Origin of the sequence: Streptacidiphilus sp. BW17 (assembly GCF_041262485.1) — a bacterium.
Taxonomy (GTDB): Bacteria; Actinomycetota; Actinomycetes; order Streptomycetales; family Streptomycetaceae; genus Streptacidiphilus.
The window spans coordinates 275,349-296,273 of sequence record NZ_JBGCCR010000005.1; the positions used below are offsets into that span (position 1 = coordinate 275,349).

Genomic DNA, 20,925 nt, shown 5'->3' on the forward strand with positions numbered 1-20,925 from the left:
CCCGCCACGACCGGTTCGGATCCCCTGGATCAGATCCAGTCGCGGCGCTTGAAGCCGAAGTAGAGCGCGACCGAGATGCCGATGGTCACGCCTGTCGAGACCCAGAAACCCCACTGGGTGCCGAATCCCGGGTAGGGGACGTTCTGGCCGTAGAAGCCGGTGACCGCGGTCGGGACGGCGACGATCGACGCCCAGCTGGTCACCTTCTTCATGATCATGTTCATTCGGTTGCCCTGGACCGTCAGGTTGGTCTCCATGATCGAGCCGACCATGTCGCGCAGCGACTCGGTCCACTCGGTCACGCGCAGCACGTGGTCGTAGACGTCCTGGTAGTAGGGCATCATCGGGTCGGCCACCACGTGCAGGTCGCGGCGCATCAGGGTGTTCACCATCTCGCGCATGGGCAGCGCCATCCGCCGCAGCCGCACCAGGCTCTTGCGCAGCGCGAAGGACGCGCGCTGGATGTCGCGCGTCTCCTTGGCGTTGGCGTCGAAGAGGATCTCCTCGAGTTCCTCGATCCGGTCGTCCATGTCCTGCACAGCACGGAAGTGCCCGTCCACGACGTGGTCGAGCAGCCCGTGCAGCAGGAAGCCGACACCGTGCTGGCCCAGCTCGGGCTCGTCGTCCCAGCGGGAGACGACGTCGTCCATGTCGAAGCGGTCGTCGAGCCGGACGGTGATCAACGCGTTCGCGGTCACGAAGACCGACAGCTCGCGGATGACCAGGTCCTCGTGGTCCCGGGCGGCACAGACGGCGTACATGGAGAGGAAGCAGTGGTCCCGGTAGCGGTCCAGCTTGGGCCGCTGGTGCTCGTGCCGGGCGTCCTCGACGGCCAGCTCGTGGAGGCCGAACTCCTCCGTGAGCATCGCGAAGTCGTCCGGGGACGGCGCGCACAGGTCGAGCCAGACCACCGAACCGTCCTCGGCGACGTGGTCCGATATCTCGGCGACGGGGAAGTTCTCGAGGGCGAGCTTCCCGTCGCGGTAGAGACGTGTACGCACGGAGGAGGTCACGTTGGCGGTGGCGCTGGCAGGCGCGATGGTGTCGGGCATCGGGACACCATAGCGGCAGAACACACGCGACCCGGAGGCAGCCCTACTGCCTCCGGGTCGTCGTCAGAAGCAACTCAGCGGCTGCTCAGCTCTCGCGGCGCGGCAGCTTCCAGCCCGGGCGCGGGAAGTGGCAGGTGTAGCCGTTGGGGTAGCGCTCCAGGTAGTCCTGGTGCTCCGGCTCGGCCTCCCAGAACGGCCCGATCGGGGCCACCTCGGTGACGACCTTGCCCGGCCAGAGCCCGGAGGCGTCCACGTCGGCGATGGTGTCCTCGGCGATCCGCTTCTGCTCGTCGTCCAGATAGAAGATCGCCGAGCGGTAGCTGGCGCCGATGTCGTTGCCCTGGCGGTTCTTGGTCGTCGGGTCGTGGACCTGGAAGAAGAACTCCAGGATCGCCCGGTAGTCGGTCTCCGTCGGGTCGAAGACGATCTCGATCGACTCCGCGTGGGTGCCGTGGTTGCGGTAGGTGGCGTTGGGCACGTCACCTCCGCTGTAGCCGACCCTGGTCGTCAGCACGCCCGGCTGCCGCCGGATCAGCTGCTGCATGCCCCAGAAACAGCCGCCCGCCAGGACTGCCTTCTCCGTCTGCGCCACCACGAGTTCCTCCTTCGATCCGTTCCACCCAGCCCAACGCGGCGGACATGGTCATCATTCCGCCGCGCGGGGCTTCCGGCAGGTGCAGTTCGCGACGACGCCTCGACGACGCCTCGGGCTACTTGCCGGGCGCGAAGCCCAGCGGGGTGTTCGGCAGGCCCGTCATCGCCGAGATCATCGCGTCGTGCCAGATCGGGCCTGCGGTCTCGAAGCCGTAGGCCGGGTCGTAGCTGTGGCCGCCGATGTCCACGCCGTTGAGGGAGTTCAGCGGGTAGTTCGGGTTGGTGACCACGGTCGCGTCCGAGATCTGCGTGGTGTACCCGGAGAACCAGGCCTGAGCCTCGCTGTTGGTGGTACCGGTCTTGCCCGCGTCCGAGTACGGGATGGCGACCGACGCGCCGGTGCCCTGGTCGGAGACGACCGAGTGGAGCAGCGTGTTGACCTGCTGCGCCACTGCGGGCGTGAGCACCTGGTGGCAGTTGCCCGACGGCACCGTCAGGCTCTTGCCGGAGGAGTCGACCACCTGCGTGATCGCCGTCGGGCTGCAGTACGTCCCGTTGGCGGCGAAGGCCGCGTACGCGTTGGCGATCTGCAGCGGGGTGAGGTCGTTGACACCGAGGGTCAGCGACTGTGCCTGGGCGAGCGGCTCCAGGCCGGTCCCGGAGGCGTTCATCATGCCCTGGCTGCCGAGGCCGAGGCTCTGCGCCATGTGCACGACGTTGCAGAGACCCGCCTGGGCCTCCAGCGGCACGAAGTAGGTGTTCACGGAGTCGGCCATGGCCTTGACCATGTCGATGTTCCCGTACGGGACGGTGGTGTCGTTCTGGTCGCCGGGGACGGCCGGGTGGACGACTCCGTTGCAGTCCGTCATTGCCGGATAGTCCGCGGAGGCGGGCGAGTTGATCGGGTAACTGAGCGGGACGCCCTGCGACAGCGCGGTGGCCGCGGTGACGGCCTTGAAGACCGATCCGGTCTGGAAGCCCTCGCCGCCGCCGTGCAGGGCGTCGACGTTGTAGTTGATCTCGGTCTGGTTGGTGCCGGTGCCGAAGGGACGGCTCTGCGCCATCGCCAGGATCTGCCCGCTGCCGGGCTGCACCATGCTGGAGACCGAGACGGCCTTGTCGCTGGAGTAGATGTGGCTCTGCATGGCCTGCTCTTCGGCGGCCTGGTCCTGCGGGTTGAGCGTGGTGTGGATCTGCAGTCCGCCCTGGTCGAACAGCGCCTGCCGGGCGTCCGACGTCGCACCGAACGCGGGGTCGTCCAGCAGCACGTGCTCGACGTAGTTGCAGAAGAACTCGTCGCCCGCCTTGGCGGCGATGCAGCCGGTCCGCGGCGGGGTCACCTTCAGGCCCAGCGGCTGGGCCTTGGCCTGGACCGCCTGGGCCGTGGAGATGCTCCCGTAGGTGGCCATCGCGTCCAGCACCTCGTTGCGGCGGGTCACCGCGGCCGCCGGGTTCTGCACCGGGTCGTAGGCGGAGGGCGACTGCACCAGACCGGCGAGGAGGGCCGCCTCGGGCAGCGTCAGCTGGCTCGCGTGCTTGCTGAAGTACAGCTCCGACGCGGCCTCGACGCCGTAAGCGCCGCCACCGAAGTAGGTGATGTTCAGATAGTTGTTCAGGATCTGCGCCTTGCTGAGCTTCTGCTCCAGCTCGATGGCGTACTTCAGCTCCTGGATCTTGCGCCCGGCGGTCTGCCGCGTCGCCGCGGCGACTCCGGCCGCGCTGTCGCCGGCCTCCTCGATGAAGACGTTCTTCACGTACTGCTGGGTCAGCGTCGACCCGCCCTGGGAGACGCCGCCGCTGCTGCTGTCCTTGAGCAGCGCGCGCAGCGTGCCCTGGAGGTCGATCGCACCGTGCTGGTAGAAGCGGTGGTCCTCGATGTCGACCAGCGCGTTCTGCATCTCCGGGGCGATCTGGCCGAGCGGGACGACCGTCCGGTCGCGCGAGTAGACGGTGGCGATGACGCCGCCGTCGGCGTCGTAGATCGTCGACGCCTGCGAGAGCGTCGGGACGACGAGGCTGCCGGGCAGGTTGTTGAAGTCATTGGCAGCGGCCTTGGCCGACAGCCCCACCCCGCCGACGGCGGGCAACGCGATCCCCGCGACGACCGCGCCGGCGAGCGCGGAGGCGCCGACGAGCTGAACGCCGAGCAGAGCTTTGTGTCCCGGGCCGCGGGACTCGCGCGGGGACTTACCGGAGAGGGGGGATCGCTTCGCTGCCACGGGCCAACCCTAAGGCGCGAGGTCAGGGCCTTCGGGCCGAGTTGGGGGTCACGAGCGTCACAACTCTGCGACAGCCTGCTGAGCGTTCGCTGAGCGGGCGGAGGCAGAGGGATGACTTAGGAAATTCCTCTGTGCTGCCGCGCGCGGTTGCACCACCAGGTCGTGCGACTAACGCAGCGCTCTCAGGACGTCCTCGTCCGTCAGTTGGTGGAAATCCTGGTACCACTCCCCCACCGCGCCGAAGAAGCGCGGGACTTCGACGCAGATCACCTCGTCGCAGACGCGCCCCACCGCGCCCACCGCCTCCCGCGCCGCGACCGGGACGGCGACCAGCAACCGTGCCGGCTTCGCTCCGCGCAGATAGGTGCACGCCGCGCGAGCGGTGATCCCCGTCGCAAGCCCGTCGTCCACGACGACCACTGCCCGGTCGCGGATGACGGGCGTCGGCCGGTCACCCCGATAGCGAAGCGCCCTGCGCTGGAGTTCCGCGCGCTCGCGGGCCACGTCGGGGGCGAGCTCGTCCGGGGTGAGGCCGAGAGTGGTCAGCGAGGCGTGGTCGAAGAGGGGCGGGTCGTCGCCCGCCAGCGCGCCGATGCCGACCTCGGGCCAGCCCGGAGCGCCGATCTTGCGGACGACCAGCACGTCCCACGGCCAGTCCAGGGCGACGCCGACCCGCGCGGCGACCGGCACACCGCCGCGGGCGAGGCCGAGCAGCAGCGGATCGGGCAGGTCCGACACGCCGCGGTCCAGCAGGCGTTCGGCGAGCTGTCTGCCCGCGTCGATCCGGTCGCGGAAGCGCATGACCGAGGAGGCGTTCAGGTCAGCAGCAGTCTCAGCTCCAGCTCGTGCTCACCGGGGACCGTGCCGCGGTCCTGGACGTGGACGGCCTCCTCCAGCGCCTCTCGGACGCGGTGCACCGGTTCGGCCGCGCCGATCAGGTCTGCGGAGACCTCACCGTCGAGGTGGAGCGGGGCGAGGTGGACGCCGTGGCGTCCACCGGTGTCCAGCAGCAGGGACCAGACGTTCGGGCCGAGACGGCTCTCCTCGGGTGCGGCGGCGCCCCCGTGCTGGGCGTGGCCGGCGTGGGCCTCGGGCGGGAAGGCCGTTTCGAGCGCGGTCATCACCGCGTCGGCATCCTCGGGTCGGCATCCGGCGAACTGGACGCAGACCTCCTCCTCGGCGCTCTGCTCAGGGTGCTTGGCAGTCGTGGCAGTCATGGGAACGCTCCGTTGTCCGGAACCCACACGGGCACTACTGTCCGCGCTACCCGCCACCGGCTTACCGAAACTCATCCCTCCACTTCCACCGCATTCCGCGGCATTCCGCCGTACCCGTCACGATTCCCTGCGGTTTACCTGTTACACGCAACTAACTAGCCTGAAGGTGAGGCAACAGCGCTCGGGCCCCGCCACCAGGAGGTGCGGCATGACCGGGAACACAGCTGACCGGCCGGGCGGTGGTTCAGGCACATCCGCCGTCGCAAGCACCGGCACCGACTCGGGCGGAAGCGGCGGGCGCGACGGGCGGCGCCGCGAGCCCGATCCGCGCGCCGAGCACCGCAGGATCCTGATCATCATCTCGGCCCTGATGATGGGCATGTTCCTGGCCGCCCTCGACCAGACCATCGTCGCCACCGCGCTGCCCACCATCGCGGGCGACCTGCACGGACTGAACCACCTGGCCTGGGTGGTGACGGCGTATCTGCTGACGTCGACCATCTCCACGCCGCTCTGGGGCAAGCTGGGCGACCTCTTCGGGCGCAAGCAGCTTTTCCAGGCCGCGATCGTGATCTTCCTGATCGGCTCGGCACTGTCCGGGATCTCCCAGAACATGATCGAGCTGATCGCCTTCCGCGCGATCCAGGGTGCGGGCGCGGGCGGTCTGATCGTGGGTGCGCAGGCGATCATCGGCGAGGTGGTCAGCCCGCGTGAACGCGGCCGGTACATGGGCTACTTCGGCGCGGTCTTCGGCGCCTCCTCGGTGATCGGCCCGCTGGCGGGCGGATTCTTCACCGAGCACCTGAGCTGGCGCTGGGTCTTCTACATCAACATTCCGCTCGGCGCCGTCGCTGTCTTCGTCATCGCCGCCGTGCTGCACCTGCCGCGTACCCGCACCCGGCAGCGGATCGACTACGCGGGCGCGGCCCTGCTGGGCGCGGCGGCGACAGCCGTCATCCTGCTCACCACCTGGGGCGGCACCACCTACGGCTGGACCTCCGGGCCGATCCTGGGTCTGGGCGTGGCGACGATCGTGTCGCTCGCGCTCTTCGTGCTGGTGGAGCGGCACGCGGCGCAGCCCGTCCTGCCGCTGGCCCTCTTCCGGACGCCGGTCTTCGCGATCGCCAACGCGATCGGGTTCCTGATCGGCGCGACGATGTTCGGCGTCATCATCTACATCCCGCTCTACCTGCAGACCGTCCACTCGGCCAGCCCCACCAGTTCCGGCCTCCAACTGCTGCCGCTGATCCTGGGGATGCTGATCACCTTCATCACCAGCGGTCGGCTGGTCACCTCCCGGGGGCGCTACAAGGTCTTCCCGATCATCGGCACCGCGATCATGTCCTTCGGCGTCTGGCTGCTCTCGCTGATGACGCCGACGACGAGCCTGGCAGTGTCCTCGGCCTACATGTTCGTGGTCGGCTTCGGCATCGGCCTGGTGATGCAGGTGCTGGTCGTCGCGGTCCAGAACGCGGTCCCGCGCGAGCAGTTGGGCACGGCGACCTCGTCGACGACCTTCTTCCGCACCATCGGCGGCTCGTTCGGCGTCGCCGCGCTGGGTGAGGTGTTCAACCGGCAGTTGACCGCCAACCTGCCCAAGTACCTTCCGCCGCAGGCGGTCCAGCAGCTCCACGGCAGCACGGTGACGGCCAGCCCCGCCCAGCTGAACGCCCTGCCGGCGCCGATCCGGCACGGGTTCATCCAGGCCTTCGACGCCTCGCTGCACGTGGTCTTCCTGGTCGCCGTGCCGATCGGGCTGCTGGCCTTCGTGCTGAGCTGGTTCCTCAGGGAACTCCCGCTGCGCGAAAAGGCCTACGTCTCGGCGGCGGACTCGGTGGACCCGGTCGCGCCCGCAGACCCCGTCGAGCCCACGGACCCCGTCGAACCCGTCGAGCCCCCGGAGAGGTCCTGAAGCGCGTCGCGGCGTGACCGCAGGAAGGCGGAGGTCGCCGCGTTGTCCGCGCGGGCCAGCGCGGACTCGTAGGCGGCGAGCGCCTCCTCCCGCCGACCGAGGCGACGCAGCAGGTCCGCGCGGACCGCATGGAGCACGTAGAGGCGGTCCAACTCCCCTGCGACGGCGTCCACCAGCGGCAGCGCGACCGCCGCTCCCTCCCGCTCCCCCACCGCGACGGCCCGGTTGAGCGCGGTCACCGGGCTCGGCGCGAGGTCCAGCAGGCGGTCGTAGAGGGTGACAATCTGCGCCCAGTCGGTGTCCTGCGCGCCCGCCGCGTCGCCGTGGACGGCGGCGATGGCCGCCTGGACCTGATAGGGCCCGGGCGTGTTCCGGCGCAGGCAGCGACGGACGAGCTCCTGGCCCTCGGCCACCAGGGCGGCGTCCCAGCGGGAGCGGTCCTGGTCGGGCAGCAGCACCAGCGAGCCGTCCGGCGCGGTCCGGGCCGGACGACGGGCCTCGGTGAGCAGCATCAGCGCCAACAGGCCCTGCGCCTCCGGCTCGTCGGGCATCAGCGCGACCAGCAGCCGGGCCAGCCGGATCGCCTCCGCGCAGAGGTCCTGACGCACCAACACGTCCCCGCCGGTGGCGGCATAGCCCTCGTTGAAGACGAGGTAGAGCACCGCGAGCACCGAGCGGAGCCGGTCCGGCAGGTCCGCCTCGCGCGGCACGCGGTAGGGGATGCGGGCGTCGCGGATCTTGCCCTTGGCCCGGACCAGTCGCTGGGCCATGGTCGGCTCCGGCACCAGGAACGCCCGCGCGGTCTCGGCCGTGCTGAGTCCGCCCAACAGGCGCAGCGTCAAAGCGACTTGGGACGGGACGGCGAGGGCCGGGTGGCAGCAGGTGAAGATCAGGCGCAGTCGGTCGTCCGGCACGGCACTCTCCTCCTCCCGGTCCTGCGGTGCCGGGTCGGCGTCGCCGTGGAGGGCCAGCGCCTCGGCGTGCCGGGCGTCGCGTCCCGCCTCACGGCGTAGGCGGTCGACGGCGCGGTTGCGGGCGGTGGTCACGATCCAGCCCTCCGGGCTGGGCGGCGGCCCGGATACGGGCCACCGCTGAACGGCCGCGGCGAACGCCTCCTGGACCGCCTCCTCGGCGAGGTCGATGTCGCCGAAGGCGCGGACCAGGACGGCGACGGCCTTGCCGTAGTGGCTGCGGAAGACCCGCTCGATCCCGGCGACGTCGGGGGTCTCGTCGACCCCCGACACCTCACCCGGGTCGGCCATCAGCCGTCGACCTCGCCCGTGAACGGCCGCACCTCGATCGGCAGCGTCGTCGCGCGGGCGGCCTTACGGCCCCACTCCAACGCCGCGTCCAGGTCCGGTGCCTTCACGATGCAGATGCCGCCGAGGTACTCCTTGCCCTCGGCGTAGGGGCCGTCGGTGACCAGCACGTCACCGTTGGCCGGCTCGGGCCGCAGCAGGGTCGCGGTGCTCGGGTCGTGGAGGCCTCCCGCGAAGACCCACGCGCCCGCGGCGCGCAGTTCCGCGTGGAACACCTCCAGTTCCCGCATGATCCCGGCCAGCACCTCGGGCTCCGGCCGAGTGCCCTCGGTCGGTGTCACCACACTGAGCAGATACTGCTTCATGGTCTCCTCCTCCGGAGTCTCTTCACCCTCTGTACGAACGGGAACCCCGGGGATCGACAGCGGCAGCGACTCTTTTTTCAAGGATGAGCCGAAGAACGCGGCGCTACAGCTCCGGCGCGTCCCCCTTCACCGGCTTCACCGGCTTCTCCGGCGGGTCGTCGCTGAGGCGGTGCAGACCGAGCAGCACGCCGATCAGGCCTGCCTGGTCGGGGCTGAGGCGTCCGACCGCGTCCAGCATCGACAACGGCGCAGCAGGGGCGGAAGGCTGCTGCTGCGCGGCGTTGTCGGCTTCGGGCGTCTCGGGCCGGTCCGGCTCCATGAAGCTCTCCATTCGATGTCGTAAGGAACCAGGTCGAGGCAGCATTTCAGATCATCGGCCCGGTCCGCTGCACCGGTCCATCCCGCGGGGGTCCGTGTCCCGGTATGCCCCGTTCGGCGCACGCGGAGCGCGCCCGGCCCCCGTCCCGCGAAAGGATGGTGCGGACGAGTCTGTCGAGCCCCCGGAGGTGGGCCCCGTGGCGTGGGACGCAGGCGAGAATCTCAACAGGCAACTGGACGAGGAACAGCTCGGCACCCCCGAGCCCTGGTACTGGTGCCTCCGTCACAACCGCGTCGAACAGGGCCGCCAGTGCCCGGAGCGGTTCCTGCTCGGCCCGTTCCCGACCGCGGAGGCGGCCAGCCATGCGCTGGAGTCGGTCGACGAGCACAACAAGGCCTGGGACGCCCAGGACCAGCCCCGAAGGCCGGAGGGCCCGGACGACAGCGGCGACAGCGGCGACAGCGGCGACGCGACGGAAGGGGGTGACCGGTCGTGAACGAGATGTCCGACGACATGGCCCACGACGACAAGATGCTCTTCCTCGACGTCGCCGACACCGAGGCCGCCGCTGCCGTCTTCGACGAGATCACCCAACTGCCCACCGTCACCCGTGCGGTGCTGCTGGAGCGCGACGCGGACGGCCGGATCAGCGTGCCCAAGGACTACGACCCGCAGGCGGGCGGCGCGATGTTCGGCCTCGGCGCGGTCGGCGCGCTGGTCGGCCTGCTGGGCGGCCCGATGGGCGTCGCGATCGGCCTGACGCTGGGCAGCGGTGTGGGCGCCGTCGCCGACGGCCGCGAGGCCGAGGACGAGACCGACGCGCTGATCGGCCTGACCGCGTGGGTCGACCCCGGACACTGCCTGGTCACGGCGGAGATGGTCGAGTCCGACCCCCGCGCCGTCGACGCCATCGCGGCCCGCCACCAGGCCGCACTGCACCGCGTCCTGGCCTCCGACGCGGCCGCCGACCTGGAGAAGCTGCGGGCGGCCGCGCAGTCGCGCAGCTGAGAGCCCCGGGCCGGGCCCCCGGCTCCGCGTGGCGCACTCCCCGCAACCGGCTGACTCCCTACAGTAGCCGGGATGTGGAACGACATGTTCGTCGCGGGCGTCTCCTACGGCGAGAAGGCGCTGCGCACGATCATCGTCTACCTGGCCCTGCTGGTCATGCTGCGCCTGCTCGGCAAGCGCGGCCTCGCCCAGCTGAACACGTTCGACCTCGTGGTGATGCTGCTGCTGTCGAACGTGGTCCAGAACGCGGTCATCGGCAACGACAACTCGGTCAGCGGCGGTGTCTTCGGCGCGGCCGTGCTGCTGGTGACCGACGCGCTGCTGGTCCGGCAGGGCGCGCGCTGGCCGTGGTTCGCCCGGCTGCTGGAGGGCGAACCGACCGTGCTGGCCCGTAACGGCAGCTACAACCTGCATGCGATGCGGCGCCAGGGGCTCACCCGGGGCGACATCAAGCACGCCGTGCACACCCAGGGCGGCGACGGCATCGACGAGGCCGCGCTGGTGGTGCTGGAACCGGGCGGCTCGGTGCTGGTCCGCCTCCGCCCGGGGGACCAGGTCGCCGACAAGGACGACATCGCCGAGCTCGACGCCCTGCTCCGCCGGATCGAAGCCCGCCTGCCCGCCGCCCGCGAGGAGTGAGCGGAGGCCACCGCACCGCGTGCCACTCGCCGCATGGGCGCAGGGCACGCGGCACGCAGCAGACGGCACGCGGCCTGACCGTCAGCGTCAGCGTCGCGCTGCGGCCTCACTCACGCCGTTGAAGACGTCCGGGCCGAAGTCCGAGGCCGTGGCCGCGAAGCCGAGGTGGCCCCGACCGTCCGCGCCGCCGGTGCGCAGGCCGAGCAGGTCCTCGAAGGTGCGCAGCGCCGAGTAGTGGTTGTAGCTGCCGGTGGTGTCCGTGCTGCCGGCCTTGATCCAGAACGGGTTCAGCAGCACCGCGCCGACCTGTCCGCCACCGGGCATCGTTCCGGCGGACGGCTCCTGACCAGGCGTCAGGCCGGTGAATCCGAGCAGCTGGTAGTAGGTCTTGCCGCCGAGCGACGCGATCGGCGTGTTCAGCAGCGGCGAGTAGCCGGGGTTGGCGCTGCCGGGGCCCGGCTGCTCGTGGTCGCCCGCGGCGACGTCGGCCACCGAGCCCTCGTCGAACGTGATCATCACCAGCATCGAGCCGTCCTTGTACGCAGGCGAGTCGAGGATCAGCGGCATCCACGCCTTGAGGAACGCGTCCGCGCCCACCAGGCCGCCGGTCGTGGTGCCCGCCGTGTTGACGCCCGCACAGGTCGCGTCGTGGCCGTCGTCGCAGACGTTCGGGCTGACCATGGCGAACCGCGGCGTGGTGAACGGGCTCGCCAGGTCCTGGGCCAGGTGGCCCTGGTAGCGGTAGCCGCCGCCCGTCCGCGCCGTCGCGGCGCCGAGCGGGACGACGTGCTGACCGCAGGAGGACGCGTCGTCGGTGACCGAGTGGAAGAAGGCGAACGGGTTGTGCCGGTCCACGTACTGGTCGGTGGTGCTCGACTTCACCTGCGAGCCGGTCGCGTTGGGGCCTTCGGCGTTCTCGGTGTCGTCCGTCCCGACGCCGTTCGCCTGCGTCGGGTGGGCGCAGTCGGTGCCGCCGCTCGGGTCGGGGGTGCCGCCGTCGCGGGCGGGGTCGTTGCCCATGTCACCCGCGTACTCGCGCCAGTCGACGGCGGTCGGGATCCCGGGCAGGTCCCTGGCGGCCTGGAGCTGGCCGCCGATGGTCTGCACGTCCGCCGGGTAGACGCAGCCCTGCCCGTCCGCCTGGCCGGGGTAGCGCACCTGGTTGGCGTCGGGCGTGCCGGGCAGCACATCGTCGTAGGCCCCGCCGGTGGCGGTGGTGCAGTCGCTGCTGGTGACCTGGTTGGGCGCCTGGCCGGAGACCTGGGCGAGGTAGTTGTCCAGGCTGACGTGGCCCACCGCGTAGTAGTCGGGCAGCAGTTCGCCCTGCGGCACCAGCGTGCCGTTGAGGTAGGTCGCGGGCGAGCCCGGCCCGAAGGTCTGGCCGTAGCTCTCGTTCTCCAGGTCGATCACCAGCACGTGGTCGATCGCCCCGGCAGGCGGCGTGACCGGCACAGCCCGGTCCGCGGGTACGGCCGGGCGTGCCGAGGCGGCGGGCACGGCGGCGGTGAGCGACAGGACCAGCCCGGTCGCGGCTGCTGCGACCAGGGCGGCCTTGTGCGGCGTTCGTCGCGTCATGCGAGTGTCCTCGTTCCGTTGTCGGAAGTGTTCGGGTGTGCACGGGACTGTGCGAGGTGCTTCCGGGGAGGTCGAGCACGGATGGTGACAGGCGTGGCCAAACGCCATGGCATGGTCGGGCGACCGGTCGAAGAACGCAAGACATCCGCAGAACGCACCGGCCCCGAACCGTGAACGGGATCGGGGCCGGCGACAGGACACGTACGGGTCAGCCGCGTCGGGCGGGGTCCCAGATGCCGGTGATGGGCTGGGCGTAGAGGTCGTTCCTGGTCAGGCTCGGCAGGTGGAGCGCGGCCTCGACGGTGCGCAGCATGCTGTAGTGCGTGTAGCGCAGGTCGCTGGTCGAGCCCGGGCGGACGCCCTGCGAGCCGAGGACCAGGGTCGGGATGCGCTGGAGCTGCTGCTGGCCGTCGGCCGCGTCCTCGTCCCAGGTGAGGATGAGGAGCGAGCGCTGGGTCTTCCAGGCGGGCGAGTTGAAGATCGGCGTGAGGGTGTTCTTCAGCCAGGTGTCGCCGGCGGTGACGCCGCAGCCCTCCATGTCGTCGCAGTCGTCAGCGCTGAGCCAGGAGAAGGTCGGGGTGGTGCTGGTCTTCTGCAGGTCCGTCGACAGCTGCGTCAGCGGCAGCAGGTGGGACTTGCAGTTGGCCGGGTTGTCCTTGACGTCCTTGAAGAAGTAGAACGGCAGGTCGTCGATGGTGTACGCGCCGTGGGCCGTGGTGTCGCAGGGGCCGGCGGCGTTCTCCATGTAACCGCGCCAGCTGCCACCGGCCTTGGTGACCAGGTCGCCGATGTTCGGCGCGTTCACCGTGCTGGTGAACGGCGTGTTGTTGTTGACGTCGAAGAGGCTGCCGCCTGCCAGCGCCACGTAGTTGGGGTCGCTGGGGTGGGTCTCGGCGACGGCGTTCGTCAGGTTGGCGCCCTTGGGGACCAGGCTGTTGATGAACGGCGCGGCGGAGGTGTTGCCGATGATGCCGCTGTAGTCCTGGTTCTCCATCATGACCACGAAGACGTGGTCGTAGCCGGGAACGTGCGCGACCGGCGGGGTGGCCGGGTGCGGGGCCGGGACCGGGGCGGAGAGGTGCAGGGCGAGGTTGTCGACGTAGCCCTGGGCGTGGCCGAGACGGTCGTGCGGCTGCGGGCCGGTGACGGTCATCACCGTGCGGATCGCGCGGGTGCCGCGCGGCAGCTTGCCGACGGCCTGCTCGGGCAGCAGCTCGGTGGCGTAGCCGCGCATGCTCGCGGTGACCGGGCCGAGAGCGGCCTGGCCCAGGACCTTGCCGTGGGCGTCGAGGAAGTAGCTGGTGACCGTCGAGTCGTCGCTGACCGCGCCCGAACCGCCCAGGTAGCCGGTCAGGTTGTAGCTGACGTCGCCGCCGTCGATGCGGTGGGCCGCGGCCGAGACGTCGGCGGTCTGGGTGCCGGTACTGACACCGCCGCCACCGCCCGAGAAGACGTTGTGGCCGCGGTTCCTCGGCCCCGGCGTGGTCGCGGTGGGGAAGTCGGTGATGCCCTCGCCGCCCTCCGCGCCGTAGGCGACGGAGTTGAGCAGGCCGGTGACCTGCCAGCCAGGGACGGTGTTGGTGTCGACACCGACATCGGTTCCCGCGCCCTGCTCGGCGTCACCGTTGACGATCAGGTTCGGGCCGGTCCCGACGTTCGGCGCGGGCGGCTCCGGCGTGGGCTGCGGGGTGGGCGGGGCGCCGACGTTGAGCGCGAGCGGCCCGGCCAGCACGGTGTAGCCGTTGTTCGAGAAGAGGTAGACCTGATAGGCGCCCGCAGCGAGCCCGTAGGTGTCGAAGGTGACGCTGCCGCTGGCGGCCGGGGTGTACTGCCAGGTGGTCGAGCCCTGGGTGCCGGGCGTCGCGCCGGCCGGGTAGAGGCCGACCCAGTTGGTCGAGCTCAGGTCCGAGGCGGGCACCGAGTAGGAGAAGTTGACGGCCTGTCCCTTGTAGACCGGGCCGGTCGTGGTCTCGCTGAGCGTGGGAGCCGAGACGGTGGCGCCGGCGACGGCGGGGAGGGCGGAGGCCTGGTAGCCACCGGCGGCGACGAGCGCGAGGGAGAGCGCTGCGGCAGCAGCCAACGAGTGGCGCTTACCGAATCCGCGAAGTTGTTCAGACATGTTGCCGATCCTGAAGGTCTTCGGCGAGGTTTCCGGCTGCCTTCGGGTAACGGGCATCCGTCGTCACGCGAAACATTCGGATCATTGGCCCACACCAGAACTGACCGGCGAGTAGCGCGCACGTCGTCGGCCGATCCACAGCTCTGACACAGACTCACCGCACACCAGCGGCTTTGCCGGGAGCTCAGCAAAAGGCCGCTCGGCCGGATCAAAACCGCAGATACAAACGGACGTTGATTGTTCTCCAGCAGGCTACCCGCGAGTATTGCGCTTCGTTCTGCGCGCTCCTACGCTCAACACCGCTTTCGAGCTTGTCCGGACAAGTGCACCCGATGGCAATGCCGTGCCCCGCAGGCACGGACCGTCCGAACCCCAGGAGCCCTCGTGCGTCACCCCCTCTTCGCGCGCCGATCCGCGTACCCCCTCGTCGCCGCGCTTGCGCTCACCGGCGCCGTCGTCGCCCCGACCCAGGCGGCCACCGCGGCCACCGCCGCGCCCACCCAGCTCTCCGTCTTCGCCTGGAACGTCGACCTGGGCACCGCGGTCGTCGACTCGGTGGAGAACGAGAACGCCGCCGGCCGCACCCCGACCGTCGAGTCGATCATCCGCACGCACGACGCCGACGTGGTCATCCTCGACGAGGCGTTCAACAACACCTCCGACGGCGAGATCCCGTCCGCCCTCAAGGACCTCTACCCGTACGCGACCCCGGTCGTCGGCGAGACCTGCTCCGGCGGCGGCTGGACGGGCATCAGCGGGGACTGCTCGAACTCCCCGTTCGTCATCAACGGCGGGACGATGATCCTGTCCAAGTACCCGGTCGAGAAGCAGTACGCGCACATCTTCTCCAACTCGACCTCCGGCACCTGGGACTACGACGCCAACAAGGGCGCCGACCTGGTCGAGCTGAACGTCAACGGCTCCAACGAGTGGGTCGTCGGCACGCACCTGCAGGCCGACCAGTCCGGCACCTCGACCAACACCACCCAGTCGACCCGACTGGCGCAGCTCGGCGAGATCAAGAGCTGGGTCAACGGCATCGTCGGCACGTCCGCGCCGGTGCTGATCGGCGGTGACCTCAACGTCGAGTACTACGGCGGTGCGTCGCGCGGCGACTACACCAACGCGCAGAACGCCGTCGGCGGCGTCCTGGGCAGCCCGGCCCTGGACCCGAGCCAGTCCATGTACACCATGGACTGCCCGGTCTCGTCGTGGTGCCAGTACATGGGCGGGGTGGAGTCCTTCCCGACCAACTACCAGGACGACCTGGACTACATCGGCTACCTGAACGACGGCAGCCGCCCGGTGCCGACCTCGCTGCCGACCGTCGGCATCGCCTTCGACCCGCAGTCCGGCTGGACCAGCGGCCAGCTCGACACCAACGCGCCGAGCGACCACTACCCGGTGACCGCCACCTTCTCCCTGCCGTAGCCCTCCCAGCCCGGAGCCCCGTCCGATCGTGCCTGCCCGCGACCGGACGGGGCGTCCGTTTTGGCCGTCGACAACACGGAACCCTAGGATCCGGCCGTATGACAGACCGCGCCGCCCATCCCACTGACGCCGCCGCACCGCTGCTGCTGGACGCGACCGCCTCCGGGCGGCCGGGCAGCATCCTGGCCGACGCCGAGCGCGCGGAGGCGGCGGGCGTCGACCGGCTCGTGGTCGCGGAGACCGCGCACAACCCCTTCGTCCAACTCGCCCGCGCCGCCGACCGGACCCGGTCCATCGAGCTGGCCACCGGCGTCGCCATCGCCTTCGCCCGCACCCCGATGACGCTCGCCTACGAGGCCTGGGGCCTGCACGAGGCCTCCGGCGGACGGGCGGTGGTGGGACTCGGTTCGCAGATCAAGCCGCACATCGAGCGCCGCTTCGGGATGACGTGGAGTCAGCCTGCCGCGCGGATGCGGGAGTACGTCCACGCCGTGCGGGCGATCTGGAACAGCTGGCAGCACGGCACCCGGCTGGCCTTCCGCGGCGACTTCTACACCCACACGCTGATGACGCCGGTCTTCTCCCCCGAACCGGTCGCCGCCGGTCTGCCGCGGATCCTGCTGGCCGGCGTCGGTCCGTTGATGACGGCCACGGCGGGCGCGGTCGCGGACGGCTTCATCAGCCACCCGTTCACCACCGTCCCCTACCTCACCGAGCACGTCCTGCCCGGTGTCCTCGCCGCCCGCGCCCAGGCGGAGGCCGAGGGCGCCGCCTGGACGACGGCAGCGACGGCGACGGACCGACCGTTCGAGGTGGTCGGCAACGTGCTCGCCGCGATCGGCCGCACCGGGGAGGAGCTGGCCGCCAACCGCACCCGGGTGCGCGAGCGGATCGCGTTCTACGCCTCCACGCCCGCCTACCGCGCGGTCCTGGAGCGACACGGCTGGGGCGAACTCCAGGACCAGCTGCACCCGTTGTCGGTGCGCGGGCGCTGGCAGGAGATGGGCGCGCTGATCGGCGACGAGGTCTTCGACGCCTTCGCGGTCGCCGGAACCCCGGCCGAGGCGGCCGAGGAGATCCACCGCCGCTACGCGGGCACAGTCACCCGGCTCTCCGTCCACTCCCCCGACGAGGCCGACCCGTCCCTCTCCCTCGACACCCTCACGGCGTTGCGCCGGCTCGAGGGCAGGGGAAACTGACGCTCAGTCAGTCAACGCCACTGCGCCGTCTCCACGTTCGCCGTGGCATCGGTCAGAAACGCCGTCATGCCCGTGGCGATGCCCAGGGCCGCCGACTCCCGCCACGCCGGGGACGTGACGCGGGCGGCGTCGGCCGTGTTGCGCATGTTGGCGCACTCGATGAAGACCGCCGGGACGCGCGACAGGTTGAGCCCGCCGAGGTCGCTGCGGGTGACCAGCGCGGTGCCGTGGCCGAGGTAGCTGGAGTACGGCTCGCCGGTGGCCTGGGCGAAGGCCGCGCGCAGGGCGAGCCCCAGCTCCCGGGAGGGACCGACGATGGTGCTGGTGTCCGCCGCGCCCGCGACGACGAGGGCGGGCAGGATGATGTGGAAGCCGTAGCCGTCGGGCCGCGCGCCGTCGGCGTGGATGGCGACGACCGCGTCCGCCTGCTCGCGGTTGCCGATCGCGGCGCGCTCGTCGACACACGGCCCCCACGGCCGGTCGCCGTCCTGGGTGAGCACGACGCGGGCGCCCTCCGCGCTGAGCAGCGCGCGGACCCGCCGGGCGACGTCCAGGGTGAAGGCGGACTCGGGGTAACCGCCGTCGGTCGCGGTGCCGGTGGTGTTGCAGGCCTTGCGGCCGTTGCCCACGTCGACGAGTTGGTTGATCTCGGCCAGGTGGGCCGGGTTGCCCGGGTTGTGCCCGGGGTCGACGACGACGGTCCGACCCGCCAGCGGGAGTCCGACGTCAGCCGCCATACGCGCTCCCGACGTTCCCGCGCCGCCGGTCAGCAGCGCGCACAGGGCCAGCGCCGCCGCCGTCGGGTACTGCCACATCCAACGCCGTGCCCGCATGCCGTCGCCCTCCGCTCCGGGCGGGCCACCACCGCTCGCCGCGCCTCCAGCGGAGCACGGGGACGCGCGTTGCCACGGCACGACGCACCAGCGCGCCACCCCGGTCCACCCGAACCGAGCAGCGCGCCTCCCCGTGTCCGACGACGGGTCAGCCGAACTCGGCCGCCACCGCCGCGGCCGGGCCGTCCAGGGCGCCGCGCCGCTCGGGCATGTGCAGGCTGACCATCCGGTACCAGCCGCCGACCCGCTCGAAGGCGTAGACGCCCTGGATCCCGGCCGTGATCGCCGTCGTCTTGGCCCTGGGCCAGCGCAGGATCTCGGCCATCCGGGCCATCACCTCGCGGCTGACGTCGCGGTAGACGCGGATCTCCACCTCGGCGGCGCCGTCCAGCAGGTCCTTGATCTGGCGTCCACGGCCCGTCGCGGCGAGCCGCAGCAGTTCCTCGTGGCAGTAGGCGAGGTGGTTGTCCTCGTCCTGGCAGATCATCCGGACCGCGCGGCCGATGTCCGGGTCCTCGCCGAAGTACCGGACCAGCAGCTGCATCTGCTCGGAGGCCCGCTGCTCGGTCACCCGGCTGTGCGCGAGGTAGGCGACCACGTCCCGCTCGTCCAACGGCTGTTCGCCGGACAGCTTCTGGTGGGAGAGGCCGATGCCCGCCCGCTCCAACAGCATGGTGTAGTCGGTCTCCGGAGGGACCGGCACGGGCGTCAACCCCCGCTTGCGCATCAGGGCGTTGAAGATCCGGCCGTGCTTGTCCTCGTCGGCCCCGTGGCGGGCGACGCGCGGCGTCAGGTATCCCATGCCGTCCGGCAGCAGCGCGGCGATCCGGCCGTTCTCCCACCCGCCCTGCGCCTCGCCGCTCGCGGCGATCGAGCAGAAGAGCCGGAACGCTTCGTCGTCGTCCAGGATCTCCTGGAACACGCCCTTGGCGGACAGCACATCCCTCACCTCGTCCGGACGCTCGAGTCTTCGCCCCAGGCTCGCCCGCCCCCTCGGCCCCGGCAACCGGAGCGCCACCGCACGGGTGAGTCGGCGCGGCAGGATGACGCACCAGGTCATTGCCGCCATGACCTGCTGTGACCGGTCCTGTGGCTCAGCCCTCCGGGCCGCTGCCCAGCCGGAGCGGGGAGGACTGCGCGTGACCGTTGGCGTCGGTCCAGCCGAGGGTGACCGAGTCGCCCGGGTGGTGCAGGTCGAGCATCCGGGTGAGTGCGGTCGGGTCGGCGACCTGCTTCCCGTCGAGCGAGGTGATGATGTCGCCGGGCGCCAGGCCCAGCCCGTCGGCCGGTGATCCCGGGACCACCTGGAGGATCTCCGCGCCGCTGGTCCCGGCCACGGACGCGTTGGCCGCGCCCACACCGACGCCGAGCCAGGCCGTCGGGCCGATGTGGACGGTGCCGGACGACTGCCCGGCGGCGATCGCCGCGGCCGTCGTCTGCGCCTGCACCGCCGGGATGGCGAAGCCCTCGGCGGGCCCGGTCTGGAACTGGTAGCTGACGCTGGCGGCGGTGTCGATGCCGATCACCTGCCCGGACGCGTCGAGCAGCGGCCCGCCGGAGTCGCCGGCCTGGATCGGCGCGTCCACCTGGATCAGGCCGTTGAGCTGCTCGGAGCTGCCGCTGCCCTCGTCGCTGGCGATGATCTGTTGGTCGACCGCGGTCACCGAGCCGGTGGCGACGGCCGGAGTGCCGCCCTTACCGCCCGCGTTGCCGAGGGCGGTGACCGCGTCGCCGACGGCGACCTTGGCGGCCGGGTCGAGCTGGAGGGTCTGCAGGCCTGAGGCACCGTGGAGTTGGACGAGCGCGAGGTCGTGGGTGCGGTCGTAGCCGATCACCGAGGCCGTGTAGGTGCGGCCGTTGCCTATGTCGACCCCGCTCAGCGAGGTGGATCCGGTGATCACGTGGTTGTTGGTGAGCACCTCGCCGTTCGAGGTCAGCACAATGCCCGTCCCGGCAGCGGCCGTTCCGGCCAGGTCCTGCTGGCTGAGCAGGTCGACCATGCCGGCGTCCACCCGGGATATGGAGATCGCTGTCGACGACGGCGTGGATGCCGACCACGGCGGGACCGATGAGCCCGCGGACGCCGAGGACGAAGACGATGACGAAGACGAGGAGCTCGCCGGGGACATCGACAGCGAGCATCCCGTAACTCCCAGGACGACCGCGACCGCGCAGCTCACGACCCCTGCCGCATTCCACCGCATGGCGCCTCCTCCGTACTCGGCGCCCCCTTGTCCTGACCCGTGCCCCGTTGGCGGGCCCGGCACGCTCGTCAGGAAGGTAGGAGCCGGATTTTCATAAACGCGCGAGTCTCATGAACGCGCGAATCGCATGAACACAGAGTCAAGCTTTTGACAGTCCATGGACAAACACTGTCCGCGATGACATGATCCTTATGCGTTCACGGCTCCCCCCGGCTCGCGAACGCAGGCGACCCCCGACTGGGCGGGGGTCGCCCCCCGCACTTTCGCGCTCCTGAACCGACGGAGCATGATCCGACGGTACACGCCTCCACCCCGCTCCACCTGCCGCTCCACCTGCGGCACACGCCGGTCTCCACCCGAGGTCCACCCGGCGCTCCACCCCGGAGCCGATCACGGCGGGCGCGTCACTCGGCAGGCTGAAGGACATGAGCCTCACCGACTACCTCCTCAACGCCGTACTGGTCCTCCTTGTCGTCCGGCAGATCCGCGGATCCCGGCTCGACCTGGTCAATCTCGTGCTGCCGCTGGCCATCACGGTCGGTGTCGGCTTCAGCTACCTGCACTCCATCCCGACCGCCGGGAACGACCTGGTGCTGATCGGCGGCCTGGCCGGGCTCGGCGTGGCGCTGGGCATCGGCGCGGCGGCGACCACCCGGCTCAACCTCGGCAAGGACGGCGTGCCGTTCGCCCGGGCCGGAGTCGTCGCAGCCGCGCTCTGGGTCGTCGGCATCGGCCTGCGGATGGCCTTCGCCTTCGCCTCCACGCACGGCATGGGCCCGTCTATCGGCCGGTTCAGCGTCCAGCACTCGATCACCCCGCAGGCCTGGGTCGCGGCGCTGGTGCTCATGGCCCTCGGCGAGGTGGTCTCCCGGATGCTGGTCCTGCGGATCCGCGGCCACCGGCTCACCTCGACCTCCCGCCGCGCCCAGCTGGCCCAGGTGGCGTGACCGGGGCGCTCCGTCCACCAGTCCTCGACGCCG

General features: G+C 70.9%; 20 protein-coding genes. 7 read left to right on the forward strand and 13 right to left on the reverse strand.

What is annotated here, in order from left to right; all coding sequences use genetic code 11:
- Window positions 1-29: 29 nt before the first annotated feature.
- From ABH940_RS08940 to ABH940_RS08960, 5 genes are all read right to left on the reverse strand, one after another.
- The gene (locus ABH940_RS08940; RefSeq protein WP_370072335.1) at window positions 30-1,052 is read right to left on the reverse strand and encodes a magnesium transporter CorA family protein; all 1,023 of its coding nucleotides are present in this window, start codon (window positions 1,050-1,052) and stop codon (window positions 30-32) included.
- 85 nt (window positions 1,053-1,137) lie between these two features.
- Window positions 1,138-1,647 carry a peptide-methionine (S)-S-oxide reductase MsrA gene (gene msrA / locus ABH940_RS08945; RefSeq protein WP_370072334.1) on the reverse strand — a complete coding sequence of 170 codons (510 nt, stop codon included), beginning with the start codon at window positions 1,645-1,647 and terminating at the stop codon, window positions 1,138-1,140.
- 115 nt (window positions 1,648-1,762) lie between these two features.
- Window positions 1,763-3,865, reverse strand: coding sequence for a transglycosylase domain-containing protein (locus tag ABH940_RS08950; RefSeq protein WP_370105004.1), 2,103 nt, complete (start codon window positions 3,863-3,865; stop codon window positions 1,763-1,765).
- A 168-nt stretch (window positions 3,866-4,033) separates the two neighbouring features.
- A complete protein-coding gene (locus ABH940_RS08955) occupies window positions 4,034-4,666 on the reverse strand; it encodes a phosphoribosyltransferase (protein WP_370072332.1) in 633 nt (210 codons plus the stop codon).
- Between the two features lie 14 nt (window positions 4,667-4,680).
- Window positions 4,681-5,082 carry a hypothetical protein gene (locus ABH940_RS08960; protein ID WP_370072331.1) on the reverse strand — a complete coding sequence of 134 codons (402 nt, stop codon included), beginning with the start codon at window positions 5,080-5,082 and terminating at the stop codon, window positions 4,681-4,683.
- A 208-nt stretch (window positions 5,083-5,290) separates the two neighbouring features.
- Here ABH940_RS08960 and ABH940_RS08965 point away from each other — a divergent pair, with 208 nt between their 5' ends.
- The gene (locus ABH940_RS08965; protein WP_370105005.1) at window positions 5,291-6,994 is read left to right on the forward strand and encodes an MDR family MFS transporter; all 1,704 of its coding nucleotides are present in this window, start codon (window positions 5,291-5,293) and stop codon (window positions 6,992-6,994) included.
- Here ABH940_RS08965 and ABH940_RS08970 read toward each other — a convergent pair.
- From ABH940_RS08970 to ABH940_RS08980, 3 genes are all read right to left on the reverse strand, one after another.
- Window positions 6,895-8,256: an RNA polymerase sigma factor gene (locus ABH940_RS08970; RefSeq protein WP_370105006.1), complete on the reverse strand. Its 1,362-nt coding sequence runs from the start codon at window positions 8,254-8,256 to the stop codon at window positions 6,895-6,897. The genes ABH940_RS08965 and ABH940_RS08970 overlap by 100 nt on opposite strands.
- Complete coding sequence (locus ABH940_RS08975) at window positions 8,256-8,618, reverse strand: YciI family protein (protein ID WP_370072328.1); 363 nt, start codon at window positions 8,616-8,618, stop codon at window positions 8,256-8,258. Before ABH940_RS08975 ends, ABH940_RS08970 begins: the two co-directional genes overlap by 1 nt.
- A gap of 103 nt (window positions 8,619-8,721) precedes the next feature.
- Entirely contained in the window at window positions 8,722-8,937 is a 216-nt protein-coding gene (locus ABH940_RS08980; RefSeq protein WP_370072327.1) for a hypothetical protein, read from the reverse strand.
- A 196-nt stretch (window positions 8,938-9,133) separates the two neighbouring features.
- Here ABH940_RS08980 and ABH940_RS08985 point away from each other — a divergent pair, with 196 nt between their 5' ends.
- The 3 genes from ABH940_RS08985 to ABH940_RS08995 all read left to right on the forward strand — a co-directional run bounded on the left by ABH940_RS08985 (window position 9,134) and on the right by ABH940_RS08995 (window position 10,584).
- Window positions 9,134-9,433 (forward strand): hypothetical protein, encoded by a 300-nt coding sequence (locus ABH940_RS08985; protein WP_370105007.1) that lies wholly within the window; start codon window positions 9,134-9,136, stop codon window positions 9,431-9,433.
- Window positions 9,430-9,945: a histidine kinase gene (locus ABH940_RS08990; protein ID WP_370072325.1), complete on the forward strand. Its 516-nt coding sequence runs from the start codon at window positions 9,430-9,432 to the stop codon at window positions 9,943-9,945. The genes ABH940_RS08985 and ABH940_RS08990 overlap by 4 nt, the downstream gene beginning before the upstream one ends.
- A gap of 72 nt (window positions 9,946-10,017) precedes the next feature.
- Complete coding sequence (locus tag ABH940_RS08995) at window positions 10,018-10,584, forward strand: DUF421 domain-containing protein (RefSeq protein ID WP_370072324.1); 567 nt, start codon at window positions 10,018-10,020, stop codon at window positions 10,582-10,584.
- Window positions 10,585-10,671: 87 nt separating this feature from the next.
- Here the strand turns inward: ABH940_RS08995 and ABH940_RS09000 are convergent, their stop codons facing one another.
- Both ABH940_RS09000 and ABH940_RS09005 read right to left on the reverse strand, forming a co-directional pair.
- Complete coding sequence (locus ABH940_RS09000) at window positions 10,672-12,159, reverse strand: hypothetical protein (protein WP_370105008.1); 1,488 nt, start codon at window positions 12,157-12,159, stop codon at window positions 10,672-10,674.
- A gap of 208 nt (window positions 12,160-12,367) precedes the next feature.
- On the reverse strand, window positions 12,368-14,278 hold the full coding sequence (locus ABH940_RS09005) for an alkaline phosphatase family protein (RefSeq protein ID WP_370105009.1): 1,911 nt from the start codon (window positions 14,276-14,278) through the stop codon (window positions 12,368-12,370).
- A 384-nt stretch (window positions 14,279-14,662) separates the two neighbouring features.
- Here ABH940_RS09005 and ABH940_RS09010 point away from each other — a divergent pair, with 384 nt between their 5' ends.
- Both ABH940_RS09010 and ABH940_RS09015 read left to right on the forward strand, forming a co-directional pair.
- Window positions 14,663-15,709, forward strand: a complete 1,047-nt coding sequence (locus ABH940_RS09010) for a sphingomyelin phosphodiesterase (protein ID WP_370072321.1) — start codon at window positions 14,663-14,665, stop codon at window positions 15,707-15,709.
- A gap of 98 nt (window positions 15,710-15,807) precedes the next feature.
- Complete coding sequence (locus ABH940_RS09015; protein WP_370105010.1) at window positions 15,808-16,908, forward strand: TIGR03617 family F420-dependent LLM class oxidoreductase; 1,101 nt, start codon at window positions 15,808-15,810, stop codon at window positions 16,906-16,908.
- Window positions 16,909-16,919: 11 nt separating this feature from the next.
- On the opposite strand, the gene ABH940_RS09020 is transcribed toward ABH940_RS09015, so the two are convergent.
- The 3 genes from ABH940_RS09020 to ABH940_RS09030 form a co-directional block, all read right to left on the reverse strand.
- Window positions 16,920-17,741 carry an N-acetylmuramoyl-L-alanine amidase gene (locus tag ABH940_RS09020; RefSeq protein ID WP_370072319.1) on the reverse strand — a complete coding sequence of 274 codons (822 nt, stop codon included), beginning with the start codon at window positions 17,739-17,741 and terminating at the stop codon, window positions 16,920-16,922.
- 148 nt (window positions 17,742-17,889) lie between these two features.
- Entirely contained in the window at window positions 17,890-18,681 is a 792-nt protein-coding gene (locus tag ABH940_RS09025) for a ferritin-like domain-containing protein (protein ID WP_370072318.1), read from the reverse strand.
- A 154-nt stretch (window positions 18,682-18,835) separates the two neighbouring features.
- On the reverse strand, window positions 18,836-19,753 hold the full coding sequence (locus ABH940_RS09030) for a S1C family serine protease (protein WP_370105011.1): 918 nt from the start codon (window positions 19,751-19,753) through the stop codon (window positions 18,836-18,838).
- A 617-nt stretch (window positions 19,754-20,370) separates the two neighbouring features.
- On the opposite strand from ABH940_RS09030, the gene ABH940_RS09035 reads away from it, so the two are divergent.
- Complete coding sequence (locus ABH940_RS09035) at window positions 20,371-20,892, forward strand: hypothetical protein (protein WP_370072316.1); 522 nt, start codon at window positions 20,371-20,373, stop codon at window positions 20,890-20,892.
- Window positions 20,893-20,925 lie beyond the last annotated feature (33 nt).